The sequence below is a fragment of the Kitasatospora sp. NPDC057738 genome (assembly GCF_042798815.1).
In the GTDB taxonomy this organism is placed as follows: Bacteria; Actinomycetota; Actinomycetes; order Streptomycetales; family Streptomycetaceae; genus Kitasatospora; species Kitasatospora lactacystinica.
In genome coordinates, this window is sequence record NZ_JBHVJT010000048.1 from 29,017 (window position 1) to 46,045 (window position 17,029).

At 74.6% G+C, this 17,029-nt stretch carries 20 protein-coding genes; 14 read left to right on the forward strand and 6 right to left on the reverse strand.

Annotation, left to right across the window (positions count from 1 at the left end; genetic code table 11):
- Window positions 1-94: 94 nt before the first annotated feature.
- Window positions 95-826, reverse strand: coding sequence for a response regulator transcription factor (locus ACFVGO_RS24725; protein WP_359915060.1), 732 nt, complete (start codon window positions 824-826; stop codon window positions 95-97).
- A 718-nt stretch (window positions 827-1,544) separates the two neighbouring features.
- Here ACFVGO_RS24725 and ACFVGO_RS24730 point away from each other — a divergent pair.
- The 7 genes from ACFVGO_RS24730 (at window position 1,545) to ACFVGO_RS24760 (ending at window position 6,404) form a co-directional block, all read left to right on the forward strand.
- A complete protein-coding gene (locus ACFVGO_RS24730; protein WP_380354408.1) occupies window positions 1,545-1,838 on the forward strand; it encodes a MoaD/ThiS family protein in 294 nt (97 codons plus the stop codon).
- Between the two features lie 5 nt (window positions 1,839-1,843).
- Window positions 1,844-3,376 carry a hypothetical protein gene (locus tag ACFVGO_RS24735; RefSeq protein WP_380634067.1) on the forward strand — a complete coding sequence of 511 codons (1,533 nt, stop codon included), beginning with the start codon at window positions 1,844-1,846 and terminating at the stop codon, window positions 3,374-3,376.
- Window positions 3,377-3,569: 193 nt separating this feature from the next.
- Complete coding sequence (locus ACFVGO_RS24740; RefSeq protein WP_359909419.1) at window positions 3,570-4,301, forward strand: DUF2993 domain-containing protein; 732 nt, start codon at window positions 3,570-3,572, stop codon at window positions 4,299-4,301.
- Window positions 4,302-4,567: 266 nt separating this feature from the next.
- Complete coding sequence (locus ACFVGO_RS24745; RefSeq protein ID WP_353652343.1) at window positions 4,568-4,648, forward strand: Ms5788A family Cys-rich leader peptide; 81 nt, start codon at window positions 4,568-4,570, stop codon at window positions 4,646-4,648.
- 232 nt (window positions 4,649-4,880) lie between these two features.
- Window positions 4,881-5,714, forward strand: a complete 834-nt coding sequence (locus tag ACFVGO_RS24750) for a sulfurtransferase (protein ID WP_380354414.1) — start codon at window positions 4,881-4,883, stop codon at window positions 5,712-5,714.
- A gap of 53 nt (window positions 5,715-5,767) precedes the next feature.
- Window positions 5,768-6,058: a DUF1416 domain-containing protein gene (locus tag ACFVGO_RS24755; RefSeq protein WP_030059605.1), complete on the forward strand. Its 291-nt coding sequence runs from the start codon at window positions 5,768-5,770 to the stop codon at window positions 6,056-6,058.
- 73 nt (window positions 6,059-6,131) lie between these two features.
- Window positions 6,132-6,404 carry a DUF3099 domain-containing protein gene (locus ACFVGO_RS24760; RefSeq protein WP_359909413.1) on the forward strand — a complete coding sequence of 91 codons (273 nt, stop codon included), beginning with the start codon at window positions 6,132-6,134 and terminating at the stop codon, window positions 6,402-6,404.
- A 15-nt stretch (window positions 6,405-6,419) separates the two neighbouring features.
- On the opposite strand, the gene ACFVGO_RS24765 is transcribed toward ACFVGO_RS24760, so the two are convergent.
- Window positions 6,420-6,782, reverse strand: coding sequence for a DsrE family protein (locus ACFVGO_RS24765; protein ID WP_359909410.1), 363 nt, complete (start codon window positions 6,780-6,782; stop codon window positions 6,420-6,422).
- A gap of 348 nt (window positions 6,783-7,130) precedes the next feature.
- On the opposite strand from ACFVGO_RS24765, the gene ACFVGO_RS24770 reads away from it, so the two are divergent.
- The 3 genes from ACFVGO_RS24770 (at window position 7,131) to ACFVGO_RS24780 (ending at window position 9,296) form a co-directional block, all read left to right on the forward strand.
- Complete coding sequence (locus tag ACFVGO_RS24770; RefSeq protein WP_359909407.1) at window positions 7,131-7,733, forward strand: FABP family protein; 603 nt, start codon at window positions 7,131-7,133, stop codon at window positions 7,731-7,733.
- Between the two features lie 116 nt (window positions 7,734-7,849).
- Window positions 7,850-8,314: a Fur family transcriptional regulator gene (locus ACFVGO_RS24775; protein ID WP_359909404.1), complete on the forward strand. Its 465-nt coding sequence runs from the start codon at window positions 7,850-7,852 to the stop codon at window positions 8,312-8,314.
- 19 nt (window positions 8,315-8,333) lie between these two features.
- Window positions 8,334-9,296 (forward strand): folate-binding protein, encoded by a 963-nt coding sequence (locus tag ACFVGO_RS24780; RefSeq protein ID WP_359909431.1) that lies wholly within the window; start codon window positions 8,334-8,336, stop codon window positions 9,294-9,296.
- Between the two features lie 7 nt (window positions 9,297-9,303).
- Here ACFVGO_RS24780 and dtd read toward each other — a convergent pair whose 3' ends face one another.
- The gene (dtd, locus tag ACFVGO_RS24785; RefSeq protein WP_224283110.1) at window positions 9,304-9,744 is read right to left on the reverse strand and encodes a D-aminoacyl-tRNA deacylase; all 441 of its coding nucleotides are present in this window, start codon (window positions 9,742-9,744) and stop codon (window positions 9,304-9,306) included.
- A gap of 633 nt (window positions 9,745-10,377) precedes the next feature.
- On the opposite strand from dtd, the gene ACFVGO_RS24790 reads away from it, so the two are divergent.
- From ACFVGO_RS24790 to ACFVGO_RS24800, 3 genes are all read left to right on the forward strand, one after another.
- The gene (locus ACFVGO_RS24790) at window positions 10,378-10,998 is read left to right on the forward strand and encodes an ABC transporter substrate-binding protein (RefSeq protein WP_380634074.1); all 621 of its coding nucleotides are present in this window, start codon (window positions 10,378-10,380) and stop codon (window positions 10,996-10,998) included.
- A gap of 72 nt (window positions 10,999-11,070) precedes the next feature.
- On the forward strand, window positions 11,071-12,030 hold the full coding sequence (locus ACFVGO_RS24795; protein ID WP_380354420.1) for an asparaginase: 960 nt from the start codon (window positions 11,071-11,073) through the stop codon (window positions 12,028-12,030).
- A gap of 98 nt (window positions 12,031-12,128) precedes the next feature.
- Window positions 12,129-12,338, forward strand: coding sequence for a dodecin (locus ACFVGO_RS24800; protein WP_359909395.1), 210 nt, complete (start codon window positions 12,129-12,131; stop codon window positions 12,336-12,338).
- 58 nt (window positions 12,339-12,396) lie between these two features.
- Here the strand turns inward: ACFVGO_RS24800 and ACFVGO_RS24805 are convergent, their stop codons facing one another.
- Genes ACFVGO_RS24805 through ACFVGO_RS24815 form a run of 3 tightly spaced genes read right to left on the reverse strand, consistent with a single transcriptional unit; the run spans window position 12,397 to window position 15,286 of the window.
- Window positions 12,397-13,221, reverse strand: a complete 825-nt coding sequence (locus ACFVGO_RS24805) for a heme ABC transporter ATP-binding protein (protein ID WP_380354432.1) — start codon at window positions 13,219-13,221, stop codon at window positions 12,397-12,399.
- Window positions 13,212-14,273: a FecCD family ABC transporter permease gene (locus tag ACFVGO_RS24810; RefSeq protein ID WP_380634078.1), complete on the reverse strand. Its 1,062-nt coding sequence runs from the start codon at window positions 14,271-14,273 to the stop codon at window positions 13,212-13,214. Before ACFVGO_RS24810 ends, ACFVGO_RS24805 begins: the two co-directional genes overlap by 10 nt.
- A complete protein-coding gene (locus ACFVGO_RS24815) occupies window positions 14,270-15,286 on the reverse strand; it encodes a hemin ABC transporter substrate-binding protein (RefSeq protein WP_380354424.1) in 1,017 nt (338 codons plus the stop codon). Before ACFVGO_RS24815 ends, ACFVGO_RS24810 begins: the two co-directional genes overlap by 4 nt.
- A gap of 169 nt (window positions 15,287-15,455) precedes the next feature.
- Here ACFVGO_RS24815 and ACFVGO_RS24820 point away from each other — a divergent pair, with 169 nt between their 5' ends.
- Window positions 15,456-17,015, forward strand: a complete 1,560-nt coding sequence (locus ACFVGO_RS24820) for an HtaA domain-containing protein (RefSeq protein ID WP_380634082.1) — start codon at window positions 15,456-15,458, stop codon at window positions 17,013-17,015.
- The last annotated feature ends 14 nt before the right edge of the window (window positions 17,016-17,029 follow it).

Here is a 17,029-nt window from a genome sequence, read left to right on the forward strand (position 1 = left end):
TTCGGCAGGCCGACGGGCCCCTCCGGGAGGAACCGGACAAGCCGGGCGGGGCGCGGCCCGCCCGGCTCCGGAGCGGTGTCCGGGCGGGCCCGGCTCAGGCGTCCAGGGGGGTGGCGGGGCGCTGGGCGAGCTCCGGCCGCTCGCCCTTGTCGGGTTTCTCCGGGACGACGAAGCGGTAGCCGACGTTGCGCACGGTGCCGATCAGCTGCTCGTGCTCCACGCCGAGCTTGGCGCGCAGCCGCCGGACGTGCACGTCCACGGTCCGGGTGCCGCCGAAGTAGTCGTAGCCCCAGACCTCCTGGAGCAGCTGCGCCCGGGTGAAGACCCGGCCGGGGTGCTGCGCGAGGTACTTGATCAGCTCGAACTCCTTGAAGGTGAGGTCGAGCGCCCGGCCCTTGAGCTTGGCGGAGTAGGTGGCCTCGTCGACCGAGAGGTCGCCGTTGCGGATCTCCATCGGGCTGTCGTCGGTGACGACCTGGAGGCGGCCGAGGGCGAGCCGCAGCCGGGCCTCGACCTCGGCCGGGCCTGCGGTGTCCAGCAGGACGTCGTCGATGCCCCACTCGGCGGTGACGGCGGCCAGGCCGCCCTCGGTCACCACCAGGATCAGCGGGCAGCCGATGCCGGTGGAGCGCAGCAACTGGCAGAGGCTGCGGATCTGCGGCAGGTCACGCCGGCCGTCGACCAGGATGACGTCCGCGCTGGGGGTGTCCACCAGGGCCGCGCCCTCGGCGGGCGCCACCCGGACGTTGTGGAGCAGCAGTCCGAGGGCGGGCAGCACCTCGGCGGAGGGTTGCAGCGCATTGGTGAGGAGGAGGAGAGAACTCATGCCCGGTGGTCCCCTTTCCGGGTCGTCGCGGTCGCGTTACGGCTGCCGCCACAGCCGGATGGCGCACGTGCTGAGGGGGAGGGGAGGACGACGGTCGGCCGCGGCGAACCGGGGGAGCGGACGGCGAGCAGGGCACGACGGCGGGTCGGCCGGGGGTCCCGCAACCCCTGGCGCACCGTTTCTGCCCTGTTCATCACCGCGAACCCTCCGGTCTGGTCCGGTGCCGGGTGGCGGCCCGGTGCCGGTGGCGGTGCCCCGGCCGGCCGGGGCACGTCGTTGTGCCGCGTCAGGCGGGGCGGTTCCTGCTGCGCGCCGGGGGTGGGCCGACGAATCGCAAGAACGTCCGTACTGGCGTCCTGAAAGCACAAAAGGACCCGGGGGCGACTCTGCCCGGATCCCTCTTGGTGGTCGAGGATAGCCGACCGCCCCCTCCACCGGGAGTGCGGGAATCCGGCGGTTCGCCCAATTCGGGCGTGCGCCGGGTGAGGCTGGACACAGCTTCGAGCGCCGGTCCGGCGCACCCCGGTGGCGCTCAGGTGCGTTTCTCCGTGCCGGCCCGGCCAGGGCGATTGCCGCTCGTGGCGGCGGACACGCCATCATGGGACGCGCATCGAAGTCGCTGTTCGGGTCCATCGTTCGGGTGGTCGGGCGGCCGTTGAGGTGTCGAGCCGGACCGGGACACCGGCACCGGGCGAGGACGACGAGAAGGGGTGGCCCGATGGGCGTGACCACCGAGCCCGCGAGCGGCGCCCGGGCGCGCGGGACGATCCGCTACTGGGCGGCGGCGAAGTCCGAGGCCGGGCTGGCCGAGGAGCCGTACGAGGCGGCGACCCTGGCGGAGGCGCTGACGGCGGCCAGGGAACGGCACGCCGACCGGCCGAAGCTCGTCCGGCTGCTCGGGCACTGCTCGTACCTGGTCGACGGGGCCCAGGTGGGCGGCCGCGACCACGCGACCGTCGCCCTGACCGAGGGCGGGACGGTGGAGGTCCTCCCCCCGTTCGCGGGAGGCTGAGCGGCGTGACGGACATGAACAACCCGAACGACCCGAACCGCGGCGGCTACGGCGGATGGCCGCAGCAGCCCCACCAACTGCAGCAGCCGTACCCGCCCCGGGCGCAGCAGCAGCACCCGCAGCAGCAGCACCCGCACCCGCAGCAGCACCCGCGCCCGCAGCAGTCGCACGTCCCGCCACAGCAGCCGGGCCAGCCGTCGCCGTACGGTTTCCCGGTGGACGACGCGGCGGCGACCACGGTGATGCCGCCGGTGCCCGCGTTCGACGACGCGGCCGCGACCACGGTGATGCCGCCGGTGCCGGCCGTGGACGACGCCGAGGTGACGGCGCTGCTTCCGCCGGTGGTGGTGTCCGGTTCGGTGCCGGTCGCGCCGCCCCGGTCGCACCAGCCCCACCAGCCGCACCAGCAGCAGTTCCAGCCGCAGCCCCGGCCCCAGCAGCCGCAACAGCCCCAGCCGTACCAGCAGCCGCAGCCCCACCAGCCCCACCAGTTCCAGCAGCCGCAGCCGCAGCCGCAGCAGTCGAGGCAGCAGCGGCGCCGGCAGTCGGAGCAGCCGGAGCAGCCGGTGCAGCCCCAGCCGGACCCGACGATCCAGCTCCAGCTCCAGCAGCCGTCGAGGCCGCGGGCCCGGCACGCGGCTCCCGCGGCGCAGCCGGCTCCCGGGCCGCAGCCGGCGGAGGCCTTCGATCCGCCGACCATGACGCTCAAGCGCCCGACCGCCCCCGGCGTGCCGGGTCCGGCCGGGGCCCCCGGCCCGCTGGGCGTCCCCGCCGCGGCGCCGTTCCCGGCCGTCCCGCCGCAGTCCGCGCCGCCCGCGGGCCCGCGCGGCCGGACCGGCTCGCCGATCATCGACCCGGGCCTGCAGCCGGCCCTGATCACCGCCGGTGCGGCCGCGCTGCTGGCCGGCGGTGCCGCGCTCGGGCAGGTCGCGCTGGCCCTGGTGGTCGCGCTGCTCCAGCTGCTGACGGCGGCCGGCTGGTTCCGGCTGAACGGCATGTGGCCGGCCCGGCAGGGCATCCTGCTCGCCGCGCTGGCCGGTTTCACGGCGGACGTGGCGGTGCTGCTGGCGGACTCCGACGGCGGCGTGGCGGCGGTGGTGGGCACCCTGGGCGGGTTCTTCCTGCTCGTCCTGGTGCTGCAGACGTTCCGTCCGTCGGACCCGAAGGAGCGGTTCTACGCGCTGACCGTGCTCGGCTCGGCCACCGTGGTGACCGCGCTGTGCACCATGCTGCTGCTGGCCGACTGGGTGCCGGCCGCGGTGGGCGCGGTGGCGCTGGCCACCCTGCTGGCCGCGGCGCCGCTGCCCGGACCGAAGCAGCTGGGCCCGGTGCTGGGTCTGGCCGCGGCGGTGGTGCTGGGCCTGCTGGTCGGGGCGCCGGTGGCGCTGGGTGCGCTGGCCGGGCTGGGTGCGCTGGTCGGCCGTCGGGTCGCGGCGTACGACTTCCCGTCCCGCTTCGTGCACATGACGGCGGGGGTGGCGCTGCCGCTGGCGGTGGCCGCGCCGCTGATCTGGATCGCCACCGAGCTGCTGGCCTGATCCTCCCGTCCGCTGCGCGCAGGGTCGGATTCCGGCTCCGGAACCATGTTCCGGAGCCGGACGTCGTACGGTCGTGCGAGGGCGGACGTGTCCCGCGTCCGCCGCGGAACGACGAACGACCCACTGCGAACGACCCACTGCGAACGATTTCAGCGACGAACGACCACAGCGAGCGGCGACGACGGGGGACACGATGCGCGGATGGCTGAAGGCCACGATCGGCCTGGCGGTGCTCTCCGGCCTGCTGCTGGGGGCCGACCGGATCGCGGTGGGCGTGGCCGAGGACGAGGCCGCCGACCGGATCGTGAAGAGCGGCCGGATGAGCCAGCGCCCGGACGTCTCGATCGAGGGCTTCCCGTTCCTCACCCAGGTGGTGTCGATGAAGCTGGACGACGTCCGGATCTCCTCCGACGGCCTGACCGTCGGGGACGGCAGTCACCAGGTGGCGCTGCACTCGTTCAAGGCGCAGCTCTCCGGCGTCAAGGTCAGCGACAGCATGAGCAGTGCCACGGTGGACAGCGGCACCGGCAGCGGGGTGATCTCGTACCCGGACCTCGCGCAGTTGCTGCCGCCGGCCTCCCAGCTGCTGCACGGGGCCAAGCTGCCGGTGGGCGGCAACTCGCGGCTGACGCTGTCCTACGCCGGTCCGGGCAAGGTCAAGGCCTCGCTGGGGCCGATCGCGATCGGCGAGGGCACCGTGCACAACAAGGGGAACACCGTCACGGTGGACGGCTTCCGGCTGAGCTCGCTGGCGGGGTTGGTGGCCGGTGCCACCAACCAGCAGCTGGAGCCGATGAGCTTCACCCTGGACTCGCTGCCGGCCGGGCTGAAGCTGGCCGACAAGGACGGCGGCAGCGGGGTGACGCCGTTGCCGGAGGGCCTCCAGCTGACCTTCGACGGCAAGGGCGTCAAGCTGCTGGGCTGATCCCCGGCCCGGTCCTGGTTTCCATCCCGGTCCCCGTCCCGGTCCCCGTCCCGGTCTCGGTCCCCCGAAACGTTCCGCTCCGCGAGACGCGCTGTCCAGCGCGGACCGTGGAGCGGTGCCGTTTCCGCCCCGCGCATGCGTTCGGACGGCTTCGATTCGGGCTCCCGCGGGCCCGTCCGGGGCAAAATCCCATCATGCGGTCGTTTCGATCCCACCATTCGATACGCTGATGACAGCGGGCCTCCGGTGTCCCTAGCATCGTCGGCATGAAGCGACAGACGGACCTCACGAAGCGGCGGGCGGTAGACCTGTGCCGCGTGTCCGCCTGTCTGTGTCGAATGCGCTGATTCGGCGCTCCGGCTGGGCAGTTGAAGCCCGCCGCCGATCTTTCCGGTGACCGCGTCCGGCTCTGTGAGCGGGCGGTCGCCGAGGTACTCCGCAGTTCACTGCCCGGCCGCGCCGGTCCGCCCCCTCGTCCCGGTATTCGGACAGGATTTCGGACCGCACCCACTCGGGCACCCTGCAGCACCCTCCTGAGCAGCACCTTCCGTACAACCGCCCTCGGATGGAGAACCCACCATGAGCCGCAGCGACGTCCTGGTCGACGCCGACTGGGTCCAGGCCCGCCTGGACGACCCGAAGGTCGTGATCGTCGAGGTCGACGAGGACACCTCCGCGTACGACAAGAACCACATCCGCAACGCCGTCCGGATCGACTGGAAGCAGGACCTCCAGGACCCGGTCCGCCGCGACTTCATCGACCAGGCCGGCTTCGAGGCGCTGCTCAGCGCCAAGGGCATCGCCAACGACGACACCGTCGTCCTGTACGGCGGCAACAACAACTGGTTCGCCTCGTACGCCTACTGGTACTTCAAGCTGTACGGCCACGGCGACGTCCGCCTGCTGGACGGCGGCCGCAAGAAGTGGGAGCTGGACTCCCGCGACCTGGTCGCCGAGGTGCCGGCCCGCCCCGCCACCGAGTACACGGCGCAGGCCGTCGACTCCTCGATCCGCGCCTTCCGCGACGACGTGCTCGCCGCCATCGGCACCCTGAACCTGGTCGACGTCCGCTCGCCCGACGAGTTCTCCGGCAAGCTGCTGGCCCCGGCCCACCTCCCGCAGGAGCAGTCGCAGCGCCCCGGCCACGTGCCGAGCGCCCGCAACATCCCGTGGGCCAAGAACGCCAACGACGACGGCACCTTCAAGAGCGACGACGAGCTCAAGGCGCTGTACGAGGCCGAGGGCATCGACCTGGCCAAGGACACCATCGCCTACTGCCGCATCGGCGAGCGCTCCGCGCTCACCTGGTTCGTGCTGCACGAGCTGCTCGGCCAGGAGAACGTCAAGAACTACGACGGCTCGTGGACCGAGTACGGCAGCCTGGTCGGCGTGCCGATCGAGCTCGGCAACTGAGCCCAGGCCCGACCCGTAAGTCAGAAGGCCAGTAAGTCAGAAGGTAGGCAGACATGTGCGGTGCGAAGGCCGGCGGCCCGGACCTGGCAGGAGTTGACGTGGCGAACGAGACGATCATCCAGGGTTCGGTGACCCGCGACGGTGAGCCGGTCAACGGCTACGTCCGGCTGCTGGACGAGGGCGGTGAGTTCACGGCCGAGGTGCCCACCTCGGCGACCGGCCAGTTCCGGTTCTTCGCCCGCCCGGGCAAGTGGACCCTGCGCGCGCTGGTGCCGGGCCAGACCGTGGACCGCCAGGTGGTGGCCTCCCAGGGCACCGCCGTCGAGGTCGCGATCGCGGTCTGACCGGAGCCGCGACGTTCCCGGATCACCCCGAGGGCCCCTGCCGTGCAGGGGCCCTCGGTCGTACCGTGGAGGGGTGCAGGCAAGGCGGCGGCGTCGCTACTACTTCGCCATGATGGGCGTGTGCCTGGGGCTGTTCGTCATGGCCTGGGGTGTGGTGCGGTTCTTCTCGGTCGGCGCGGCGATCGGCATGTGCGTGGTCGCGATGGTCATCCCGCCCGCCGCCGCGGTGTTCGCCAACAAGCGGGACCCGGACGACGACTGGTGGGACGACCCGCGCTGGGACGACCCGAAGTGGGACGAGCCCGGCCACGACCGGGACCGCCCCGACCACGAGGAGCACCCGTAGGGCCCGGGGGAGGCGTCAGTACACGAGCGCCTGGACGCCGTCCGCCATGATCTCGCTGACGAAGACCTGGGCGCCCGCGATGCGGACACCCTCGACGGTGTCCTTCTGCTCGATGCCGCGCCGGGCCGCGCACTGGGTGCACAGCGTCACCGAGCCGGCCGCCAGGATCGACTCCAGCAGGTCCGGAAGCGGTGCCGCGTGCGGCAGTTCGAACTCCGCCGCCCGGTCCGGCAGCGCGAACCAGGAGGACTCCCCGGTCAGCCAGAGCGAGACGTCGATCCCGCTGGCGACGGCCACCGCCGCCACCGTGAACGCCTGCGAGCACCGCTCCGGCGCGTCCGCCCCTGCGGTGACCTTGATGACCAGTTTCTTCGACATGGCGCCACCATAGAGGTCGGGCCGCCCCCGCCGTCCGGCATCCCCGGAACCCTTGGGCAAAGCTTGGGCAGCCGCGGGAAGGCGGCGCGAACCGCGACGTGGTGGGGCTCACCGCGACCGGCCGGAACCCGGCGGATAGAGTGAGCCGAGCACAATCCACCACACTGTCGCCGCCTGGGAGCCACCCGTGTCCGGTCTGGAAATCTTCTTCGACGGTCTGCTGGCCCTCATGGCCGTGCTGATCACCTGGTTCGCCATCTTCTCGGTGATGAAGCTGTACCAGGGCCAGCGCTGAGCCTGCCGTACGGTTGAGGCAGGCCCACACCGACGAGAACAGCGACCAGGAACATGATCGAGATCCCTTCCGACCTCCACAAGGACGTCGTCCCGCTCGCCTTCCTCCTCGGCACCTGGGAGGGCGCGGGCGTCTACGCCCCTCTGCCGGGTGACGGGGGCCCGGGCGCGGAGAAGTGCAACTTCGGCCAGGAGATCGTGATCCGCCACGACGGCCGCCCCTTCCTGGAGTTCCGCTCCCGCACCTGGGTGCTGAACGAGGAGGGCGAGAAGGTCCGTCCGCTGGAGAACGAGCACGCGTTCTGGCGCATCACCAGCAACCACGACGGCACCAGCGGCGCCCGGGGGATCGAGATCTCCTCCGTGCGCGACGACGGCACGGTCGAGATCTGGTACGGCGAGCTGGCCGACGGCAAGCCGCAGGTCGACGTCTCCACCGACGCGGTCGCCCGGATCGAGGGCTCCCCGGAGTACTCGGGCGGCAAGCGGCTGTACGGCTTCGTCAACGGCGAGCTGCTCTGGGTCGGCGAGAAGGCCGCCCCGAACGTGCCGCTGCGCCCGTACATGTCCGCGCAGCTGAAGAAGGTGCTCAGCCCGGCCCAGCTGATCAAGGACATCAACGACCTGCCGGACGACGGCATCGCGTTCTTCAAGTAGGCCGATGGCGCAGGCCGGTCGCACGACCGGCACTTCCGTGCACGAGGTAGGGACCGGCCCGCGGCCGGTCCCTACACTTGCCCCAGGACCCCCGACCATTGGCAGGGACGAGTACCGTGGCGGACACCGGCACCACCGACTGGCAGCTCTCCGGCGACTGGAAGGCCGACCTGCGCGAACGCGGGTACCGGCTCACCCCGCAGCGCCAGCTCGTGCTGGAGGCCGTCGACGAACTCGACCACGCCACCCCCGACGACATCCTCTGCCACGTCCGCCGGACCGCCAGCGGCGTCAACATCTCCACCGTCTACCGGACCCTGGAGCTGCTGGAGGAGCTGGGGCTGGTGTCGCACGCCCACCTCGGCCACGGCGCCCCGACCTACCACCTGGCCGGCCGCCACCACCACCTGCACCTGGTCTGCCGGGACTGCGAGCAGGTCACCGAGACCAGTACCGAGATCGCCCAGCCGCTGATCGACAGCCTGCGCGAGCGGCACGGCTTCGACACCGACCTCAAGCACTTCGCCATCTTCGGCCGCTGTGCCGACTGCACCGCCAAGGTCGCCGGGGAGCAGCCGTAAGCTGGCCGGTATGACCGGTGTGAAGAGCCCGCTGCTTTCCCTGCCCGGAGCCGTCCCCGCCGAGGGGGCCGACGAGGGTGTCGCCGCCCACTACGGCGACATCTTCCGCGAGCAACGCAACCTGTCGCAGGGCGCCGGCTTCGTCGACCTCTCGCACCGCGGCGTGGTCACCGTGACCGGCCCGGACCGGCTCTCCTGGCTGCACCTGCTGCTCACCCAGCACGTCAGCGAGCTGCCGCCGCAGCAGGCCGCCGAGGCGCTGGTGCTCTCCCCGAACGGGCACGTCGAGCACGCGCTCTACCTCGTGGACGACGGCACCACCACCTGGGCGCACGTCGAGCCGGGCACCCAGGAGGCGCTGGTCGCCTACCTGGACGGCATGCGGTTCTTCTACCGGGTGGAGGTCGCCGACGCGACCGCCGAGTACGCCGTGGTCCACCTGCCGGCGGGCTCCACCGCCTCCGTGGAGGGCGCCGCCGCCGTCCGCGAACTCCCGTACGGGCGTGACCTGTTCGTGCCGCGCGGCGAGCTGGGGCGGCTCACCGCCGGGTACGGCCCGGCGGCCGGGGTCTGGGCGTACGAGGCGCTGCGGATCGAGGGCCACCGGCCGCGGCTGGGCTTCGAGACCGACCACCGGACCATCCCGCACGAGGTGGACTGGCTGCGCACCGCCGTCCACCTGCAGAAGGGCTGCTACCGCGGCCAGGAGACCGTCGCCCGGGTGCACAACCTGGGCCGGCCGCCCCGCCGGCTGGTCTTCCTGCACCTGGACGGCACCGAGGAGTCGCTGCCCCCGCACGGCACCGAGGTGCGGCTGGCCACCGACCCGGACGGGCGGGCGCTGGGCTTCGTGACCTCCTCGGCCCGGCACCACGAGCTGGGGCCGATCGCGCTGGCGATCGTCAAGCGGAACGTCCCGGTGGACGCCGTGCTGCTGGCCGGGACGGTGCCCGGCACCCAGGACGTGATCGTCCCGCAGTAGGGGCCGCTCAGACCTCGACGAGGACGGTGAACGGGCCGTCGTTCACCAGCGCCACCTGCATGTCGGCGCCGAACCGGCCCGTCTCCACCTTGGCGCCCAGCGCCCGCAGCTGCGCCACCACCTCGTCCACCAGCGGTTCGGCGACCGGGCCGGGGGCGGCGGCGTTCCAGGTGGGGCGGCGGCCCTTGCGGGCGTCGCCGTAGAGCGTGAACTGGCTGATCACCAGCAGCGGGGCGCCGAGGTCCGAGCAGCTCTGCTCGACGCCCTCGTCGTTCGCGGGCAGCAGCCGCAGCGTCCAGAGCTTGCGGGCCAGCTGGGCGGCCTTCGCGGGGGTGTCGTCGTGGGTGACGCCGACCAGGACGCAGAGCCCCGGTCCCTCGATCGCGCCGACGGTCTCACCGGCCACGGTCACCCGGGCCTCGGTCACTCGCTGCACCACTGCTCGCATGCCGCCATTGTGCCGGAGCGCCGTACGGCCCCCGGAGGGCCCCCGGTGGCCCCCGGTGGCCGTGGGGGCCTCCCCGCGCATCGGCCCGCGCGCCCGTTGCCGCCGCGTCGGACGCCGTGCGCCCACCGCCCCACCGCCCCCGCGCCCCCGTCGTGCCTCCGGGCCCGTGCCGCACCCTTCCCGTGCGCCCCGGCTGCCTCCCCAGGGCGCACACCAGGGGCGCGTGAAGCGGCTCTGCGTGCCCCTGGGCGCGCGCCTGCGCCGAATCGGGCGCTGCTCTTCCTGCGGAAAGGACCGGTCATATCAGCCACCCCTGTTCGCCAGGGGGCCGTTCGGGTGCACGGGCGGTGCGCGTGCGCCGGGCGGGGTGGCACGCTGGTGGACCGTACGAAGGGTCCGGGGCGCCAGGAGGTCCGCCGCCCCGGGCCGGGTTCGGCCTGGCGGTCGAGCCGGTAGGTCAGGCGTCTGGCGGTGCCGCCCCGGTGGGCGGTCGCGGCCGGGGACCGGAGCCTCCGGGGGTTCCCGGGCGTGCCGGTGGACGGGACGTGCGGCCCGTCGGGGGACGGGCCGGACCGGCGGCAGGGACGGGGTGCCGCGAGCGGGCGGGATCGGACGACGTCAGGTGGTTGGGTGATGGACGCGAGCAGCGCGGCGCGGGACCGGTCCGGGCCGGTGGTGCGGCCCCCCGGGGGCCCGCACGGCCCGGCGGCGGGCGCGGGGGACGAACCCGACCTGGAGCGGCTGGGCCTGGAGCAGCTGCGGGTGCTGCGCCGGGAGACCCTGGAGCAGGAGGCCGACCTGTCGTACCTGCGGCGGTTGCTGCACGGGCGGATGGACATCCTGCGCGCCGAACTCGACCGGCGGCCCGGCGCGGGCCCGGTCCCTACCGCCGGCCCGCCCGGCCCCGAGCCGGCCCCCGGCGACCTGCTGGACCGGCTGCCGGCCATCCTGACCGACGCGCCCTCCACCGTGCGGCGCTCGGCCCGGCACGTCACCCTCGGCCCGCCGCGCACCCGGGAGTCCGGGCTGGAGGCGGACGCCCTGATGGGCGACGTCCAGCTCGCCGACCTGGCCGCGCACCCGGCCGAGGAACTGCTGGCCGCGCTGGAGCGGCTGCGGGCGCACGAGCGGGAGGTGTCCGGACGGCGCCAGCGGCTGCTGCGCACGGCCGACGGTTGCAATGCCGAGATCACCCGCAGGTACCGTGATGGGGAAGCACGGGTCGACGACCTGCTCGCAGGGGGGCCGCTCTGACCGGGTGAGTCGCCGCGGGCGGTGGGCCCGGCTCCCGCCCGGCCCACCCTCGCCCCGGAAGGCTCACCCGCCATGTCCCTGCCCGCCACCACGCCCGTTCTCGCCGAGGTCGTGCGCTCCGGTTTCGTCGAGGGCCGCCACCGCGGCTCCCTGGTGCTGCTCGCGGCCGACGGCTCGGTCGAGTTCGCGCTCGGCGACCCGGACGCCCCGGTCTTCCCGCGGTCGACCGCCAAGCCGTTCCAGGCGGTGGCCACGCTGCGGGCCGGGCTGGCGATCGAGGGCGAGCTGCTGGCGCTGGCGGCCTCCAGCCACTCCGCAGAATCGTTTCACCTCGATGGTGTGCGGAGCATCCTCGGCTCCGCCGGGCTCGACGAGTCGGCCCTGCGCACCCCGGCCGACCTGCCGCTGGACGAGACCGAGGCGGAGCTGCTGCTCGCCGCCGGCGGCGAGCGCGCCCCGATCCTGATGGACTGCTCCGGCAAGCACGCCGGCTGGCTGGCCGCCTGCACGGCCAACGGCTGGGACACCGCGAGCTACCTCGACCCGGCCCACCCGATCCAGCGGCTGGCCCGCGAGGCGCTGGAGGAGGCCACCGGCGAGACCGCCGCGCACGCCGGGGTGGACGGCTGCGGCGCGCCGCTGCTGGCCGTGTCGCTGACCGGGCTGGCCCGCGGCTACCGCGGCCTCGTGCTGGCCGCCGAGGGCACCGAGCCGCGTCGCGTCGCCGACGCGATGCGCGCCCACCCCGAGTACGTGGCCGGCACCCGCCGGGCCGACACCCGGCTGATGCGGGCGGTGCCGGGAGCGCTGTCCAAGATGGGCGCCGAGGCCGTCCAGGTGGTCGCGCTGCCGGACGGGCGGGCGCTGGCCTTCAAGATCGAGGACGGCGGCGAGCGGGCCCGCGGCCCGGTGCTGGCGGCGGCGCTGCGCCGGCTCGGGGTGACGGGGGCGGACGCGACCGTCGAGTGGATCGGCGCCGCCCCGCTGCTCGGCGGCGGCGTGCCGGTCGGCGAGGTGCGGGCGGCGTTCTAGGGCGTTTCGGGCGGTCGGCGGCCGACCCGTCCGGGTGCGGGCGGACCCGGGCCGGTGCACGGTGGACCGGGGGCCGTCGCACAGCTGAGGAGTCCGCCATGACCGACCATGTGTACCGGGTGACCGAGATCGTCGGGTCCTCGACCGAGAGCGTCGACGCCGCGATCCGCAACGGGGTGGAGCGCGCCTCCCGGACGCTGCGCAACCTCGACTGGTTCGAGGTCTCGCAGGTCCGGGGACACCTGGAGGAGGGCCGGATCAAGCACTACCAGGTGTGCATCAAGGTCGGCTTCCGGCTGGAGGACTGACCGGGCCCGGAAGCCCGACCGAGCCCGACCGGGCCCGGCCCGGCAGGACCGGCCCGGTTCAGCCGCGTTCCGGCAGCACCAGCGGCACCCCGGTGCGCGGGTGCGCCAGCACCTCCACGGGGTGCCCGTACACCTCGCTGAGCAGCGGGGCCCGCAGCACCTCGGCGACCGGCCCGTCCGCGACCGTCGCCCCGTCCGTCAGCAGGACCACCCGGTCCGCGTAGGCCGCCGCCAGGGACAGGTCGTGCAGCACCACGACCACCCCGTCCCCGGCCGCGGCCCGGGCCCGGGCGACCCGCAGCACCAGCTCCTGGTGGCGCAGGTCGAGGGCGGCGGTCGGTTCGTCCAGCAGCAGCAGCGGGGTGCGCTGGGCCAGTACCCGGGCCAGCGCCACCCGGGCCCGCTCGCCGCCGGACAGGGCGGTGAACGGGCGCCCGGCGAAGGCGGTGGACTCGGTGGCGGCCATCGCCTCGGCCACGGCCGCCGCGTCCTCGGCGGCCGCCGCCGTGCCCGCCCACGGCGCGCGGCCCATCCGGACCACCTCGTCGGCCGGGAACGGGAAGGACAGTGCGGCGGACTGCGGCAACAGCGCCCGGTGCAGGGCGAGTTCGGCGGCGTCGTAGTCGCTCGGCGGACGGCCGCGCAGGGTGACCCCGCCGCTGTCCGGCCGGAGGTCGCCGGCCAGTACGGACAGCAGGGTGGACTTGCCCGCGCCGTTCGGCCCGAGCAGGGCGACCACCTCGCCGGCCGCCACCCGGGCGGCGGCGCCGGCCAGCAGCGGGCGTCCGCCGACCTCCAGTCGGACGGCCTCGGCGGCGAGCAACTCGGTGCCGGGTACGGGTCGTTCGGGGATCTCCCGGTGGCGGCGCAGCTTCACGCCCAGCCTCCCTGCCTGGTCCTGGTCCGGCGCAGCAGCCAGAAGAAGAACGGGCTGCCGATCAGTGCGGTGAGCACCCCGAGCGGCAGTTCGGCCGGCTCGGCGAGGGTGCGGGCGGCGAGGTCGGCGACGACCAGCACCAGCGCGCCGCCGAGCGCGGAGGCGGGCAGCAGGAAGCGGTGGCCGGGGCCGGCGAGCATCCGCAGCAGGTGCGGGACGACCAGGCCGACGAAGCCGATGATCCCGCTGACCGCGACGGCCGCGGCGGTGAGCAGCGCGACGACGGTGATCAGCACCAGCCGCATCCGCTCGACGTCCACCCCGAGGTGGTGGGCCGGGCGCTCGCCGAGGGCCAGCAGGTCCAGCTTGCGGGCGTACAGCGGGGCGACGGCGAGGCCGGCCAGCGCGAACGGCAGGACGGCCAGCACCTTGCCCCAGGTGGCCTGGGCGAGCGAGCCGAGCTGCCAGAAGGTGACCTGGCTGATCGCGGCGGAGTCGGCGGTGAACAGCAGGATGCCGATCAGGGCGCCGCAGAAGGCGTTCACGGCGACGCCGGTGAGGATCAGCGTGACCACCTCGGTGCGCCCGCCGGAGCGGGCCATGGCGTACACCGCGAAGACCGTCAGCAGGCCGCTCGCGAAGGCGAAGGCGGTGACCGTCCAGCTGCCCAGGGCGTCCAGGCCGAGCACGATGCAGGCCACCGCGCCGACCGCGCCGCCCGAGGAGACGCCGATCACGGCGGGCTCGGCGAGCGGGTTGCCGAACACGCCCTGCATCAGCGCGCCGGCGCAGCCCAGCGAACCGCCGACCAGCAGGGCGAGCACCACTCGCGGCAGCCGGACGTTCCAGAGCACCGACTCCGGTACCCGGTCCAGGGCGTGGCCGCCGAGGCCGAGGCGGTGGGCGGTGGAGGCGAGGATGTCGCCGAGCGGGATGCGGTAGGCGCCGACCCCGGCCGCGAGCAGGGCGCAGAGGACCAGGGCGGCGGTGAGCCCGGCGGTGAGCAGGATGGTGCGGCGGACGGTCGGGAGGGCCTTCCGGCTCGCGGCGAGGGTCACTTGGCGTCCGCCGGGTAGAGCTGGGCGGCGATGTCCCGCAGCACCTGCGGGGTGCGCGGGCCGTAGCTGAGCAGTCGGCCGTCCTCGATCGAGACGATCCGGCGGTCGAGCCCGGCCGGGGTCTGGGCGACGCCGGGCAGTTTGAGCAGGCCGTCCACGCCGCCGACCGAGTCCAGCCCCTTGCTCATCACCAGGATCGCGTCGGGCGCGGCCTTGACCAGGGCCTCGCTGGTGAGCGGGGTGAAGTCGCCGGTGAGGCCGGCGGCGGTGCCGGCGTCCTCGCCGCCGACCGCCTCGATCAGCGAGCCGGCGCCGGAGGCGGGGCCGCCGAGCAGGTAGACGGAGGCGCTGCCGCGCAGGTAGAGGAAGGCGACCCTGGGGTGGCGGCCGGCGGCCGGGACGGCGGCCGTGGCCTCGTCGATCCGCTGTGCGGTGCGTTCCTTCAACTGCTGTCCGGCGTCGGGGACTCCGAGGGCTGCGGCGACGGTGTCGATGCGCGGGCCGACGTCGGCCAGCCGCTTGGCGTCGTCCAGGACGATCAGCGGGACGCCGGCCGCCCGGATCTGTGCGATCGCCTCGGCCGGGCCGGTGGAGCGGTCGGCGAGGACGACGGTGGGGTGCAGCGAGAGCACGCCCTCGGCGGAGACGTCGTGGGCCTGGGTGATCACCGGGAGCGCGGCGGCCTGCTGGAAGGTGGTGGAGACGTCCCGGGCGACCACCTTGGGGCCGAGGCCGAGGCTGAACACCAGCTCGGCGAGGCTGCCGTTGAGCGGGATGATCCGTTCGGCGCTGGTGACGGTGACCTGGCGGCCGTCGGCGGAGGCGGTGGTGGCCGGAAGGTGCGGGACGGGTTCGGTGGCGGGCGGCTCGACCGTGTCGGGTGCCCGGGAGGCGGTTGCCGTGACCGTTCCCCCGGCGGTGCCGCAGGCGGTGAGGGCGAGCAGCAGGCCGAGGGCGAGCAGCAGGAGGACGGGCCCGCGGGCCGCCCTGGATCGGATCGTACTGCTGCTCAACCTGGTTCCCTTCACGGGGAGTTGGTGCCGTGCTGCCCGGGGTGGGGGAGCGGGGCGGCGGGGGCTCTTGACTCATATATTAGGTTAGCCTTACCTCAGTTCCGCAAGGGGGTGGCCGTTGCCTGCCCCCCTGCGCCATCCCCCCGTGCCCCCCGAGGAGTGATCCGCCGTGCCCCTGTCCAGCCGGCTCCGCCGTCTGGCCGCCACCCTGGTGGCCGCCCTCGCCGCCCTGCTGGCGGTGGGCCTGTCACCGGGACCGGCGTCGGCCGCCGAGGGCAGGGTCTCCGGCGGGCGACTGGACTGGGGGATCAAGCAGTCCTTCCTGACCTACGTCACCGGGCCCATCGCCCAGGGGAGTTGGTCGCTGACCGGCGGCGCGGCCACGGTCGGCGGCAGCACCTTCCGGTTCCACTCCGCGAACGGCACCTACGACCCGGCGGCGGGTGCGCTGACCGCCGCCTTCTCCGGCGGCGTCCGGTTCACCGGGCACCGGGAGAACGGCGCCGACGCGCTCGACCTGAGCGTCGGCCGGCTCACCTTCAGGGCCGTCCAGGGCGGCGCGGCCGGGCTGTACGCGGACGTCAGCAGCAAGTCCAGGGAGACCGGCCAGGTGAGCAGCGCGAGCCAGGCCAGGCTGGCCGACCTCTCGCTGGCCGGCGTCGACCTGCGCGGCGCGGCCGGCACCCTGACGCTGAGCGGCGTCCCGGCGACCCTCACCGACGCCGGGGCGAAGGCCTTCGGCGGCTTCTACCAGGCCGGTACGGCCCTCGACCCGCTCACGCTGTCGGTCAACCTGCCCGCCGCCCAGGAGAAGCCCGCGGCGCCCGCGCCGGCCGCCACCCCGGCGCCCACCGCCGCTCCCGCGACCACGCCGACGCCGGTTCCGACCACCGGGCCGGCGTCCGGGCCGACGGGCGGGCCGACGGGCGGGCCGACCGCCCAGGCCCCGGCCCGCACCGGGTTCGCCGACGGCGCCCTCGACTGGGGGGTCCGCCGCACCTTCCGGGACTACGTCACCGGCGCGGTCGCCCAGGGCCGTTGGGAGCTCGGCGGCGGGGCGGCGGACGGTGGCGCGTTCTTCCGCTGGACCCCGGCCAAGGGCGGGTACGACCCGGCCACCGGCGAGCTGACCGCGGCCTTCACCGGCACCGTCCGCTTCACCGGAATGCGCGCCGGCGACGGCTACGGCCTGGACCTCACCCTCGCCAACCCCGGCGTCACCGTCTCCGGCGGCCGGGGCCGACTGCTCGCCGACGTCTCCGGCCGGACCCCGGACGGCGGCACCCGCCAGCTCCCCGGTGTCGAGCTGGCGACCTTCGACCCGGCCGGCCTCAAGGCCGAGGGCGGCCTGCTGCGGGCCGTCGAACTGCCGCTGGAACTCACCGAGGGCGGCGCCGAGGCCTTCGGCGGGCTGTACCCGGCGGGCACCGGGATGGACCCGCTGAGCTTCGCCGTCGCCCTCGACCCGGCCGCCGCACTTCCCCCGCTGCCCGACCTCGGCAGCGCTCCGGCCACCCCGCCGGGCGCGCCCGCGAGCCCCGCCGTCCCCCCGGCCGCCGCGCCCGTCGCCGCCTCCTCCTCGGACGGCGTCCCGGTGGCCGCCGTGGCCGGTGGCGCGGTGCTGGTGGCGGCCCTCGCCATCACCGGCGGCCTGCTCGTCCGCCGCCGTCGGGCGGCCGCCGCGGCCGGGGCCCCGGCCGCCGGGCCCGACGCCGACGAAGCGGCCTGACCCCTCCCGGGAGC

Bases quoted from the DNA above. Each gene is read 5' to 3' on its own strand.
- ACFVGO_RS24725 (WP_359915060.1), bottom strand. From the start codon at position 826: ATGAGTTCTCTCCTCCTCCTCACCAATGCGCTGCAACCCTCCGCCGAG.
- ACFVGO_RS24730 (WP_380354408.1), top strand. From the start codon at position 1,545: ATGGGCGTGACCACCGAGCCCGCGAGCGGCGCCCGGGCGCGCGGGACG.
- ACFVGO_RS24740 (WP_359909419.1), top strand. From the start codon at position 3,570: ATGCGCGGATGGCTGAAGGCCACGATCGGCCTGGCGGTGCTCTCCGGC.
- ACFVGO_RS24745 (WP_353652343.1), top strand. From the start codon at position 4,568: ATGAAGCGACAGACGGACCTCACGAAGCGGCGGGCGGTAGACCTGTGC.
- ACFVGO_RS24750 (WP_380354414.1), top strand. From the start codon at position 4,881: ATGAGCCGCAGCGACGTCCTGGTCGACGCCGACTGGGTCCAGGCCCGC.
- ACFVGO_RS24755 (WP_030059605.1), top strand. From the start codon at position 5,768: ATGTGCGGTGCGAAGGCCGGCGGCCCGGACCTGGCAGGAGTTGACGTG.
- ACFVGO_RS24765 (WP_359909410.1), bottom strand. From the start codon at position 6,782: ATGTCGAAGAAACTGGTCATCAAGGTCACCGCAGGGGCGGACGCGCCG.
- ACFVGO_RS24770 (WP_359909407.1), top strand. From the start codon at position 7,131: ATGATCGAGATCCCTTCCGACCTCCACAAGGACGTCGTCCCGCTCGCC.
- dtd (WP_224283110.1), bottom strand. From the start codon at position 9,744: ATGCGAGCAGTGGTGCAGCGAGTGACCGAGGCCCGGGTGACCGTGGCC.
- ACFVGO_RS24790 (WP_380634074.1), top strand. From the start codon at position 10,378: ATGGACGCGAGCAGCGCGGCGCGGGACCGGTCCGGGCCGGTGGTGCGG.
- ACFVGO_RS24795 (WP_380354420.1), top strand. From the start codon at position 11,071: ATGTCCCTGCCCGCCACCACGCCCGTTCTCGCCGAGGTCGTGCGCTCC.
- ACFVGO_RS24800 (WP_359909395.1), top strand. From the start codon at position 12,129: ATGACCGACCATGTGTACCGGGTGACCGAGATCGTCGGGTCCTCGACC.